This window comes from Persicirhabdus sediminis, from assembly GCF_016595495.1.
Taxonomy (GTDB): Bacteria; Verrucomicrobiota; Verrucomicrobiia; order Verrucomicrobiales; family Akkermansiaceae; genus Persicirhabdus; species Persicirhabdus sediminis.
The window spans coordinates 51,361-64,018 of record NZ_JAENIM010000034.1 but is presented as its reverse complement, the minus strand read 5'-3'; the positions used below and the strand labels follow the sequence as shown (position 1 = coordinate 64,018).

The following is a 12,658-nucleotide window of genomic DNA, read 5'->3' as shown; positions in this document are numbered from 1 at the left end:
GCTGTAAAAAGCTCGCATCCAGCCAGTTGTGCGCATAGGATGCCGGGCGGTGAATACGCTATTCTCATACCGATCTGAGCCGCCACTTGCCAGTAACCGCCGCATGCCCGTGCGCCCTGCGGCCAAGTGGTGGGTGCTCTATCCGCTCGCTCCAGCAGTGATTGCTGTGGCCTTAGCGGTTTTGTTAGCCGATCATTCACCTGCTCTAGTAGTGGCAGGAGTTAGCATTTGCTTGCTTGTTGTCTTAGCCATATTGTTAGCTTCAGGCCGCTATTGGCGCTGTATTTGCTACCTCAGTGTAGCCCTGTTGGTGTGGACTTTGCACACTGCCAGAATCGCCGAGCAATCGCGCTCTCTCGAGCTGGCCGAACCACCAGCGGAATACCTCAGCGAGTTGCGTATTGTTGATGATGCAGCTGGCCCACGCGCTAGTTATCTAGCTGAAATTGTAGCCATTCGTCGGCTAGAAAAATCAGCAGAATGGCTAGAGATGACAACTGTCAGATTGGTTCTTATTGTTCCTGGCCATGAGCTTCGCTGGGGGCAGAGAGTACAGGTGCAAGGTATTATCGAGCAGATCCCATCTGAGCGAAACCCAGCTGTGTTTGATCGCAAAAAGTGGAACCATAGACGCGGTGCCGACATCCAGCTAGTGGCCACCGCTCCAGCTGAAATTCTCAGCTCCGCTGGCTGGCGCGACTATCTAACTCAGCTGAGAATACGTATCAAAAATCAGCTGACACTTGGCTTGGATGATGAGGTCTCAGCCGCGGTGATTCCCGCGATTGCTCTGGGCATAAAACCTCCAGCCACCAGCGAGCTGATGCAGGTATTTCGCCATAGCGGAGCCTTGCATGTCTTTGCGGTTAGTGGACTGCATGTTGCTCTAGTTGGTCTCATTGTTAGTGTGGTGTTGCGCTGGCTGCGAATGCCGCGCTGGGCTATCTTATTGCTCTCGCTGATAGTGATGGTTTTGTATGCTGGTCTCACCGGCTTTCGTCCGCCAGCTGTGCGCGCCTGCCTGATGGCTTTTCTGGTGATTCTGGCATTGATGAGTCGCTACCGGCCTGCGTTGCTCAATGGGCTATGCGCTAGCTTTTTGATAGTGGTCTTGTGGGATTCTCACCAGCTGTTCATGCCGGGGTTCCAGCTATCCTACGGCGTTTTGTTAGCCATCATTTTAAGCGCCAGCTGGTGGAAAAAAGTGTACGCACCATTAGCGGCTATCGATGAATTTATGCCGCGATCCTTGCTAGATCGCTGGCAGCTAGCCAGCCTATATTGCCGCAGGAAAATGGCTGATGCACTGGCGGTTTCTAGCGCTGCCTGGCTGGGTTCATCACCACTCACATGGGTGCATTTTGGTATCCTAACACCAGTGTCGATCTTGATTAGTGTGCCGCTCTTGTTATGTGCTTTTTTGATTCTAGCATTATCGATGGTTTCACTTTTTGTTGGCATGATTTGGTCACCACTATCTATACCTGTGAATCACGTTAATGGCTTGATTGCCAGTGGCGCTAAGGGATCTGCTGAGCTAGCTAGCAAGTTGCCAGCGGGTCATTTCAAAGATACTTCTAGCTGGAAAAATAAGGTCATCATCTACGATGTGGCCGATGGCGGGCAAGCGATCTATCTGGGCTTTGGTGGCGGTGTTTTGCTAGATGTAGGCAGCGAGTACTTTTACCGCAGTCAGCTGCGCCAGTCACTCTTTCAGTTAGGCGCGCCGGTTGACTCCGTGATCATTAGCCACGCGGATATCAATCACTATGGAGCTCTGCCTCTCATCGCTGAGGATTTTCCCCTGCAACAAGTGATGGTGGCCCACCGGCAGGCAGAAAATTACCTCTATCAGCAATGCTTAGATCAGCTGGATGCCCGCCAGCTGAAGCTTTCCGGGCGAGGCATGGTTTTACCATTAGGGGAGGGAATTCAGCTGGAAATCATTTACCTCGGAGGATCCGACTGGCCGCGCGCCGACGAGCAGATGATGGTCGTTGTGCTTCACTGGCACGGTGAGAAAGTGATGATTCTATCAGATGTGGGAATGGTCACTGAGCGGGCCATGATGTCCAGCCAGCCAGCTGGGAAATTGCAGGCAGATGTAATTGTGCGCGAGCAAAACCGCTGGGACCTGCAAGGAAGTGAAGTATTCTATCAGGCTGTTGGCGCCGAGCAGTTGATTCTGCAAGGTGATCGCCAGCCAGCTAGAAATTTTCCAGCTGGAATGGCAGTCTGGCAGCAAAGCCAGCTAGGCGCGGTGACTCTGCAGATGATAGATGGAAAAGTGACCGTCTCTGGTCACCTCTCGGACTAGCTCATTTTTCTGAGGATGCCTTTGGCGGACGGTGATTTTGCCGCCTCTATCAATGCGCTAGCTGCCTCTGACCACTCGCTTTCTTCAGCTTGGGTAACCGCGTCTGATAGACGAATACCGCTGCGGAAGAGCAACTTGTAGAGGTTTTTGATTTCTGATCGGGTCGCGGCGTCAAAGCCAGCGCGGCGCAGCGCAACGACGTTGATAGATGCTAGCTCGTTATCGCGACAAGCTACTGCATACGGTGGCACGTCTTGGCTGATGCTGGCATTTCCTTTGACCATGGCGAAGCTGCCGATTTTGACAAACTGGTGGAATCCACCACCACCACCTAAAAAGATGCGGTTGCCCATCTCGATGTGGCCGCCGAGCATCACATTGTTAGCTAGGATGTTGTGGTCGCCGAGAATGCAGTCGTGGGCGACGTGGCTGACACTCATGAGAAAGTTGTCATTGCCGATGACCGTATTTTTTCCAGCGTAGATGCTGCGGTTGATGGTGACATATTCGCGCAGCGTATTGTTATCGCCAATGATCACGCCGGACGCAGTAGCTGGATCAAAACCAATTGATTGCGGTAGCGCACCAACAACGGCGCCGTAGCCGATGTCGTTATTTTTTCCCAGCTGGCTGTTGCCAGTGATCCACGCCTGAGCGCCAATTTTACAACCAGCTCCAATGCTGCAGCCAGCATCAATGATGGCAAAAGGTCCGATTTCGACGTCGTCAGCGACGCTGGCGTCCGGGCTAATTATCGCGCTAGGATGAATCATGTCGCATCCTTGGCAGATCGTGATCTAACTGACAAGTGAGAAGGCGCTGTATTCTGGGTGAAATAGATCGAGCTAGAAAAACGGCTGCTTATTCATCGGCCGTGGCCAAATAATATGTGAGGGCTAGGCTGGCGATTGCGGCGCAGATGTAGATGTGGATTTCTGCTAGTTGGAAACTAGTCTGATGGTATCCGCCGCCGTAGCTGTTTATCGAGGATTGGTTATTGTAGCCAATGTCCAGGTAGCAGCCGGCTATCAGTGCGGCATATAAGACCCAGCTGCAGGCTAGGCTTGTTAGTACCAAGGTGACAAGCGGAACGCTTTGAAATTTAGCTGTGCATCTGATAGAATAGCCTGCTAGCAGGGCTGAAACTAGAAACAAAACTGGCCAGTAGCTGTGGGTATAGCTGGAGAATGAGAAAGCATAGACGGCTACCGGCAAGCTGCTCAGCAAGGCAAATATGCCAAGCTTCGCGCTATAAATGATGCTATTTGTTAGCTCCATGCATTGGTGTATAGCATAGAGCTGTGGCGACTCAAAGAAAAAGTTAGGTGTGTCCGACTTGCTGGCTTTGCTTCACGGTTTGGTTAATTTTCTTAGCTGGGAAAAGTGCCACTGCTGAGTGCTTGTAGTTAGGCTGGCTGGAGTACGGGTCAAAGACATCTTGAATCAGCTGGTTCACCTCGGAGTAGTGCATTGGCAAAAAGACCTGACCGGGAGACACTGTTGGGGTGATGAAGGCGGTGGCTTCAATGCTCGCGCGGCGGGATTTCAGCGTCACCATTGAGTTGCTCTCAATGCCGAGCTCGTGGGCATCTTTTGGATTAATCTCTACATAACAGTGTTTTGGGTAGAGAGCCTGTAGAACTTTGGATTTTCCAGTTCTTGTTTGGGTATGCCATTGGGCTGAGGTTCCACGCCCTGTTAGCAGGGTGAATGGGAACGCATTGTCGCTAGGTTCGGGGAGTGGTTTCACGGCTTCGTAATGGAATTTTGCTTTGCCGTTAGGGTGATAAAATTGATTATCTGAAAATAAACGGCGCTGGTTGTCAACTAATTCAGCGCCAGCTGGATGTGGCCACTGAATGCCGCCATTCTTATCCAACATTTGGTAGTCTTCAATCCCCGTGATGTCACAAGGCTGATTATTTGTTAGCATTTTCAGCATTTGAAATACCGCTTCCGGTGAAGTCCACTTTTTGAACAGCTCACCACAGCCCCAGTATTGGGCAATGAGACGGAAAATATTAAAATCACTAAGCGCCTGGCCGGGTGCTTTGGCTACTTTTTTAGCCAGTCCAATTCTGCGTTCAGAGTTGATGAAGGTGCCATCTTTTTCTCCCCAAGCGGCAGCTGGTAGAACGAGGTCGGCGTGCACTGCGGTTTCCGTGGTGGAGTACATATCTTGCACCACGAGGAAATCCAGCTGGCCTAGCAGTTTCTTCAGTCTGCCCTGATTGATCCATGAATGCACTGGGTTAGTGGCGATAATCCACAAGCCTCTGATAGATCCAGATTCAATGCCGTCGATGATTTGGTTATAGGGCATGCCGATGGCGTCGGGAATGACTTCGTCGGGAATTTCCAGAACCTCACACACTTTGGCGCGATGCTCTGGGTTGGCAAAATCATGGCCACCTAGCAGGTTGGTAGTATTAGAAAATAGGCGTGATCCCATGGCATTGCACTGACCGGTGATAGAGTTAGCTCCCGTACCGGGGCGACCAATATTGCCAGTCATCAGCGCGAGGTTGATGATGCTTTGCGCCGTGCGGGTAGCTTCGTATCCTTGGTTGACGCCCATGGTCCACCAGAAGGAGACATTTTTCCCTTCGTGAATCATGCACGCTAGCTCGTAGATGTCTTCAGCTGGAATGCCTGATTTCTGGCTAACAAACTCAGGAGTGAATGTTTTGACGTGCTCGATGAAGCCGTCAAATTGCTCGGTATGCTTGGCGATGAAGTCGTTGTCCAGCCAGCCGTTAGCAATCAGAATATGGGCAATGCCATAGAAAAAAGTAAGGTCTGATTTTGGCGCAATCGGATAGTGGTGGGTCGCCGCCACTGCGGTTTCAGTTTTGCGCGGGTCAATGACGATGATCTTTGGCTGGTTCTTGTTGCGCATCACACGCTGCCACATGATAGGGTGGGCGATGCATAAGTTAGAGCCAATGAGTACGATGGTATCGGACTCTTCAAAATCTTGATAGGTATAGGGCGGCGAGTCGAAACCAAAGCTTTGTTTGTAGGCTGCTACGGCGGTAGCCATGCACTGGCGGGTATTGCCGTCGCCATGTTTGATGCCCATGCCAAACTTGCTGAGTGAGCCGAGAAAAGCCATTTCTTCGGTACAAATTTGCCCAGTGCTGATGAAGGCGACGGATTCTTTGCCGTGTTTTTCCTGCACTGCTTTGAATTTGCTAGAGAATGCCTTCATCGCGGTGTCCCAGTCGACCGCTTCTAGCTGGCTGTCTCTGGAGCTGCGCAGTAGTGGCTGGCTAGCGCGTTCGTTAGACTGAAGTGGAGCGAGTGCTTCCCATCCTTTTGGGCAAGCCATGCCGATGTTTACCGGGTATCGGGTATCGGGCGTTAGGCCGACGGCTTCACCTTCTTTGAGGTGGATATTGAGCCCGCAGCCGGTGGCGCAGAACCCACAGACCATGGAGGTAGTGGCGTCTGGTGTTTTTTTATCTGGCACCTGCCCGAGGCCAAACTTTCCGGGGGAGCGCAGCAGTTCGGCAGTTTTAGTACCGTTCCATGCGCGTAGGATTTCTGGCTTTCGTTGATGGCTTTTCATTAGGCTACTGAGTGGAGATATTGCCGGGCATTTTCAGTGGCACGACGGATTTGAAAAATAAAACACGCTCGAGGAGTTCACTAGCAATTAGCAGGCCAACAATCAAACAGCCTGTAAATAGTGAGAGCGGAAGGGCTAGGAATAGCAGCGCGGTGGCTGCTAACAATAGGCGGCAGTTGAGCACTCTAGCTAGCGGTTGTAGCTGGATGAGGGCGCTGCGCTTGGCCGAGATGTTTTTATCCTGCGCAGCTGGAATCAGCGACATGGCTTCAAATAACAGCTTGCTAGCTAGCGTGAGGATGGCAAGCAGCTGCATGTAGGGAACGCCCGCTACTGCCAGCGTGATGAAGAAACTGACGGCCGCTGAACCAAAGAACCTGCCGCCGCTGCGGTGAAGTTTCCAAAACTCACGATGAGTGTCTGCATAAACCATCACCGAGCAGAAAATGCCTAGCAGGCCAGTCGCTGTAGTCGCTAGGCCGACGAGAAGGTCGAGCGGAACTGGCAGCCAGCTGAGCCATTGGTAGGGGATTAGATCCAGCTGGAAATGGCTATCCGTTAGGATGGCGGTGTAGAGAATGGCGAGCGGGAACCAGCCACCTAAGACAACAATCTCGCGGCTCAGCCAGGATTTTCTCAATCCCAAAAATGACCGCCAAGCGCCTAGCGGGCTGCCGAGGTGGAAGACGCTGCTGGCCATGCCAATGCCGCCAATGATGAGGGAGATGACCACCAGCCAGTAGCTGCCAGCAATCATCGCTGCTGCCATCATGCCGATAGAAATCTGCGTTAGCGTGAGCATGCTAACAAGTGGTCCGTGAGTGTGCTCAGGAGTGATGTCGTGAGCGTCGCCGGCTTGCATGTTAGTTGGCAATGGCTGGCTGGATCTGAAGCTGGTGGTTGGTTTGGTATAAATCGAATTGTAAGCACCAGCAATCATCTGGTGGTCTGGATCTTTAGCGCGCTCGCGCATGTCGTCGGTTTTGACGATGCGGATGGCAATCGCTTCTGTTGGACAGGCTTGCACACAGGCGGGCGCTTCACCTTCTGCTAGACGGTCGATGCACATGTCGCACTTGCGCACGATGCCGAGTCGCTTGTTGTACTTGGGCACCTCGTATGGACATTTGAGAATGCAGTACTGGCAGCCGATGCATTGGTCGTCGAGGTGGCGCACGATGCCGGTTTTTTCATCTTTCTCGTAGGCGAGCACTGGGCAGCCATCCATGCAGCCGGGGTCGGCGCAGTGGTGGCAGGCGGAGGTCACGGTTTGCACCTTGGGCTCGATGGTGGTGCCGCCAAATAATACGCCGACGTCGCGCCACGCTTCCCCTTGGTCGAGGCCGTTGAGGTTGTGGCAGGCGGTGACGCAGGCCTTGCAGCCAGTGCAGGCATCTAGGTTGACTTCAAATGAATATTGCTCGCCAGCAGATGGCTCGCGCCCCGGCATGAGTGCCTTATAATAAGGCTCCTGAGCGGGCAGCGCATCTCTATCATGCAGCTGGCTGAAGCGCTCAATTGCGGTGAGCTCCTGCTGTTCTTTGAGGAGATCATCAATCAAGTTTGTAGGTTCTTCGGCGCTGTAAGACATTAATTAGGGAATGATAAGGTGGGCTGGGAAGGTGCCAGCTGGCTGCTGGATGTCTCCTATGGTCGCAACCTGCGTGCCATATTTGCTAAAAAAATACCTGACATGAAAATCATTCATGACCAGCCCATCTGGCTGGGCTTTTAGCGATAGCTTTGCTGTAAATAAAGGCTAATTCGCTGCGAGCTAGCTGGCGGTATGATGGTTCATAGGATTGTCCTTTTTTCAGCTAGCTGGAAACCCTAGCTAGGAGGTCAATCGCACTAAGCCTGATTATAGAGAGTCGGCTAGCAGTTGATTTTCATTGATAGATGACGGTAGTTGCGGTTAGTTGTGGAGCGTGAGTTGATTATGGTCTCACATCTAGACTCCTATGGATACTAACGATACAGCTACAGAGAAATCTAAGAAGGCAGCTGAAATTGATTTGACAAAATATCAGACTCCCGAGCTAGCCGAGCGGCTTACGGAATTGATTAGTGTGCCTCAGGCCTTAGCTAAGATCTTGAAAGTGGCTGCGTTGATTGTCGTTTTGTCCTTAGTCATCTGTTATTTTGTTTCCAGTCGCTACCAGCTTGATCTGTCGCGGCAGCTAGGAGTTGGTATCTATTTTTTAATTGTTGGAGCGATCAGTGGCCTGATATTAGGGCTTTTGCGGGTGATTTCTCAGGCGCTCGAGCACATTGAGTCGATCTTGATCATGGTATTGGAGATGAGTGCTCAGGTAGCATCGGACTACGAGCAGCTGCAGTTAGGTGAGGCTGAACTTCCCGCTGGAGATGAGTTGATAGAAATTGTTTATGACAAGATATTGATGCCTACGCTGGAGAGAGCGGTAGCGTCGGCATTTGGTTTTCTAGCTAGCCCAATGATCTGGCTATACCATCGCTCTATTGGAGTTGCTGTTCGTCGCCTAGTGAAACGAGCTAACAGAGCGTCATCGGCACGTGAACAGACGCAGGGTATAGTGGATACTTTGGGATCTGGTGTGGCGACAATAGCCCAGTACACCTTGGGAATTAAGGCGTATCTACTTACCGCTTCAGAGATAGCTAGAAAAATGGGTAAATCACTGCGCTTCTATGTGATGCTGCCGATGTATGTTTTGTTTTTCATTTCGTTGTCGGCAGCTGTCTTGCCATTAGTCATCATGAGGTATGCGATGATGAGCTAGTGTGGTCCTGCTGCAATAGTGATTCTGGATAGATCGGGTCTGGACAGATGGGCGGTTGTTTTGTAGTTAGAATCTTGTGAACCTTTCAGAGGCAGAGAAGAAACGCATTAGACGCTTTCGTAAGATGAGGCAATGGAGTGGTAGTGGTCAGTCTGATTATGATTTTCTCAATAGAGCTGAAGTTGGGGCTATATCATTGCTAGTTTATTTTGTTATCAAGCTACCAGAAACGATTATCACGGGAATCGAATGCTGTGAGCAAGCTGAGTACCTAGGAGCCGCGAGCGCTTGGTCATGGCCAGTATTTTGTATTTTCTTAGTTTGCCACATCTACAATTTACGCAAAATAAAAGGCATACTCGCTCAACGTGGGCCACAAAACTTCATAGAGTTAGAAAATGCCGACGATCAAGCGGCAGCGGAGCGCGCCTCGCTGTCATAATACCAGCTGGAAATGGGCGCGGGTTTGACAGCTCGACTAGCTGGTAGATATTGACGGGAATTTTTTACTTAGCCCGCACTCATACGATTCCATGAAAATACCAGCCCTATCAAAAATTTGTACCTTTGGCGGATTGTTGACGCTTCTACCGTCCTCATTGTTAGCTGACTCACTACAAGACCAGCTCGATGCACGCCGCGCCGAGTTCACCGCCAATGCGCCAGCTGAAACCATTGAAGAATATAACAAAGGCGTTCAGTCTGTGATTGAGTCTGGCATGCTAGAGCGCGCGCTCAAGGTGGGTGATAAAGCTCCGGATTTCACGCTGAATAATGCCACTGGCCAGCCAGTGACACTTTCCAAGCAGCTGGAAAATGCTCCTGTGATATTGACTTGGTACCGCGGCTCGTGGTGTCCGTATTGTAATATTACGCTCAATGCCTATCAGAAGAGTTTGCCAGAATTTAAAGCCGCTGGCGCGCAGTTGTTAGCGCTGACACCTGAGCTGCCAGATAAATCACTGACAACAAGTCAGAAGTTCAAGTTAGACTACCAAGTGCTCAGCGATGTGGACAATCAGGTGGCGGAGAAATACAAAATTGTCTTCAAGATGAGCCCGTGGGTGGAAAAGGCGATGCGTGAGTTTGCCGATCTGAAAAAGTATAATGGCGCCAGCTATAATGATAGCCAGCTGCCGCTCAGCGCAACCTACATCATTGATCAGAAAGGTATTATTCGTTGGGCATTTCTTGATGCCGAGTACCGTAATCGCGCCACATCTGAGCAGATTCTAGCTGAGTTGAAAAAGCTCAATTAGAAAGGGCTAGATAGGGATCTAGCAGTTGAGGTATCCCTCCAGACTGCTGGAGCTGACGATTAGCAGTAACAAATCTAGCTGATTTGTATTTGCCTTTTTTTGCTAGCTGCTTACAGACATGGCGTGCTCTTTAACAGCTACCTTTTCTGGATATTTTTTGTTCTGCTGTGGGCGGTTTACCGTGTGTTACCGCACCGCGGCCAGAACTTGTTACTGCTAGCGGCGAGTTATTATTTTTATTCCTGTTGGGACTGGCGGTTTTTACCGCTGATCATGACCACTACGCTGGTGAACTACTTCACCGCAATTGGTATCGAGAATAGTGACAAAGCAACGCGCCACCGCTGGCTGCTAGGTTTTTCAGCTGCAGTCTCTTTAGGGCTGTTAGCATTCTTCAAATATTGGGGGTTTTTCACCGAAAGCGCCTACGAGCTGATGACTCTGCTAGGGATTCCGGTGCAGATGTCGACGCTGAATATCATCCTGCCAGTCGGCATTTCCTTTTATACCTTCCAGACGATGTCGTATACCATCGACGTCTACCGCGGGCAGATCAAGGCGAGTCGGTCATTGGTGAATTTTGCTTTGTACGTGGCCTATTTCCCACAGCTGGTGGCTGGCCCAATCGAGCGCTCGGTGTCGCTGATGCCGCAGATAGAAAACCCACGCTCACGCCGACGGGGTGATTTTGCTGAAGGTCTCTATCTGGTGATGTTAGGTCTCTTTCTGAAAGTGGTCGTTGGCGACAATTTAGGATTCATTGCCGATGGTGTTTTCATGGCTGAGCCCGGCACCATCACGGGGACTGACGCGCTGGTTGGTGTGTATTGTTTTGCCTTCCAGATCTATGGTGACTTTGCTGGTTATTCTTCCATTGCTCGCGGGGTGTCCAAATGGTTAGGCATTGATTTGATGACAAACTTCCGCATGCCCTATCTAGCGCGCAACCCGTCTGATTTTTGGCAGCGCTGGCATATTTCGCTATCGTCGTGGCTGCGCGATTACCTCTACATCCCGCTGGGCGGCAACCGCGTTTCAGCTGGAAAAGTCTATCGCAACTTGATGATCACCATGCTGCTAGGTGGTCTGTGGCACGGAGCTGGCTGGACATTTATCGTCTGGGGTGGGCTGCATGGGCTCATCCTCTGTGGCTACCGCGCACTGGGTGATAGATTCACGCTGCCCGGCCGCTGGGGGCGCACATTGGCAACGGTATTTTTCTTCCACCTGATCTGCCTAACGTGGTTATTTTTCCGCGCTGATAGTTTTGCCCAAGCATGGCAAATGTTGAGTCTGATCTTTACGGATCAAGGGCTGAGCGAGCTGTCGCGCTATGGATTTGGCATGATTGCCTTTTTCTGTCTGCCGCTGATGGTTTATGAAATCTGGCTGGATAAAGCACATAGCTTACGCCGCCTCGAGCTCGTTCACTGGGGCTGGCGCTCCGCTGTTTATTGTTACATTGTGTTCATGATCATTGTATTTCCGCCGCCTGTATTTGGTCAGTTTATTTATTTTCAATTCTAACTCACTCAGCTGATGGCTAAGAAATTTCACGATTACGACGCGCTGCCTAACGAAGCTCACGCACCAAGGTTGCGCACCGAGATGAAGGTGGTGGCTGTGGTCGTCATCTTTGTGTTAGTGCTCGAAATTGTAGCGCGGTTTTTAGCTCCGCATCTCGACTACGATAGAAAGCACATCCACGCCTTTGACCAGACGCTATCCCAGCTGGAGAGTGATGCGCTCGAGTCTGGCGCGCCGCGTGTGGTGTTTTTTGGCAACTCATTGATGATGCACGGGCTCAAGCCAGAGATCCTGCACGATGAACTCGACCGTCTCGGCGGGCTGGACATCGAGACGGCTAAGATCACGCCTGTGGGCACGGCGATGCTCGATTGGGTCTATCTCTATCAACGCTACTTTGAAGGACCTGAGAAGCATCCTGATGTCTTAGTTGTTGGCTTCGTTAGGCATCACATTTACGATCAAGAACCTATCAAGCTGCGCCGGCTGTCGCGCCATTTTGTCGCCAGCCAGGACCTGCCTGAACTATGGCAAACTGACCTTCCAGATTTCCACAGCATCGTGCAGTCCAGCCTGTGCAGCGTGAGCGCGCTGTGTGGTGATCAAGAGCTGCATCAACGCTCTATCCTCTACTGCGCGGTGCCAGATTACTCAGCTGGCGTGAAACGTAATAATCGCATTGTTAGTGCTGCCAAAAAACGTCACGCCCAACAAATGGGAGCCGCAGCGCCGCCGACGGATACCTTCCAGCGCATGGAGCGCTTCATCACCGCCTGCAAAGAGCGTGGAGTGAAGCTGTATTTTGTGCCCATGCCACAGCCTAAAGTGTGGCCATTTAATCCAGCTGCCGCAGAGGTGATAGAAAATCACGGTATGCAGGTGCTAGACGCCCGCCAGATTGAAGGCATGGACGCTGAGGATTTCTCTGACGGCTATCACCTCGGCGAATCCGGCGGCGAAAAATTCTCCCGCTGGCTGGCGGGACAGCTGAAGGACGAGCTGGATTAATGCGCTTCTATTGTTGAGCATGTTACAAATGCTCAGGTCTTTAATGGAACGCTAGCTGGTAAATGGGCCATAAGTTTAGCTGAGGCAGTCGCGTAGGATAAAAAGCTAGCTAGCTCAGGGATGTCTAACCATAGATGGGGAGGGGAGGTAGAAAGTAGCTAACTATTTTTTCTGTACGATGCTGACATTTTTGCTGACATGAGCTAACAAATCT

At 51.2% G+C, this 12,658-nt stretch carries 9 protein-coding genes; 6 read left to right on the top strand and 3 right to left on the bottom strand.

The genetic code is table 11. From position 1 onward, the window contains the following. The first annotated feature begins 28 nt into the window (after window positions 1–28). Window positions 29–2,317, top strand: coding sequence for a ComEC/Rec2 family competence protein (locus JIN82_RS06650; RefSeq protein ID WP_200310856.1), 2,289 nt, complete (start codon window positions 29–31; stop codon window positions 2,315–2,317). Here the strand turns inward: JIN82_RS06650 and lpxA are convergent. The 3 genes from lpxA to JIN82_RS06635 form a co-directional block, all read right to left on the bottom strand. Further along, window positions 2,314–3,090 (bottom strand): acyl-ACP--UDP-N-acetylglucosamine O-acyltransferase, encoded by a 777-nt coding sequence (gene lpxA, locus JIN82_RS06645; RefSeq protein ID WP_200310855.1) that lies wholly within the window; start codon window positions 3,088–3,090, stop codon window positions 2,314–2,316. The two genes, JIN82_RS06650 and lpxA, sit on opposite strands and share 4 nt — an antisense overlap. A gap of 548 nt (window positions 3,091–3,638) precedes the next feature. Then, window positions 3,639–5,888, bottom strand: coding sequence for a molybdopterin oxidoreductase family protein (locus tag JIN82_RS06640; RefSeq protein WP_200310854.1), 2,250 nt, complete (start codon window positions 5,886–5,888; stop codon window positions 3,639–3,641). A 4-nt stretch (window positions 5,889–5,892) separates the two neighbouring features. Next, a complete protein-coding gene (locus tag JIN82_RS06635; protein WP_200310853.1) occupies window positions 5,893–7,479 on the bottom strand; it encodes a DmsC/YnfH family molybdoenzyme membrane anchor subunit in 1,587 nt (528 codons plus the stop codon). Window positions 7,480–7,849: 370 nt separating this feature from the next. Here JIN82_RS06635 and JIN82_RS06630 point away from each other — a divergent pair, with 370 nt between their 5' ends. The 5 genes from JIN82_RS06630 (at window position 7,850) to JIN82_RS06610 (ending at window position 12,444) form a co-directional block, all read left to right on the top strand. Then, the gene (locus tag JIN82_RS06630; RefSeq protein ID WP_200310852.1) at window positions 7,850–8,650 is read left to right on the top strand and encodes a hypothetical protein; all 801 of its coding nucleotides are present in this window, start codon (window positions 7,850–7,852) and stop codon (window positions 8,648–8,650) included. A 76-nt stretch (window positions 8,651–8,726) separates the two neighbouring features. Further along, on the top strand, window positions 8,727–9,092 hold the full coding sequence (locus JIN82_RS06625) for a hypothetical protein (RefSeq protein ID WP_200310851.1): 366 nt from the start codon (window positions 8,727–8,729) through the stop codon (window positions 9,090–9,092). Between the two features lie 91 nt (window positions 9,093–9,183). Continuing rightward, window positions 9,184–9,909, top strand: coding sequence for a peroxiredoxin-like family protein (locus JIN82_RS06620; RefSeq protein ID WP_200310850.1), 726 nt, complete (start codon window positions 9,184–9,186; stop codon window positions 9,907–9,909). A 123-nt stretch (window positions 9,910–10,032) separates the two neighbouring features. Beyond that, window positions 10,033–11,436 carry an MBOAT family O-acyltransferase gene (locus JIN82_RS06615; protein ID WP_200310849.1) on the top strand — a complete coding sequence of 468 codons (1,404 nt, stop codon included), beginning with the start codon at window positions 10,033–10,035 and terminating at the stop codon, window positions 11,434–11,436. Between the two features lie 12 nt (window positions 11,437–11,448). Beyond that, window positions 11,449–12,444, top strand: a complete 996-nt coding sequence (locus tag JIN82_RS06610; RefSeq protein ID WP_200310848.1) for an SGNH/GDSL hydrolase family protein — start codon at window positions 11,449–11,451, stop codon at window positions 12,442–12,444. Window positions 12,445–12,658: the final 214 nt, after the last annotated feature.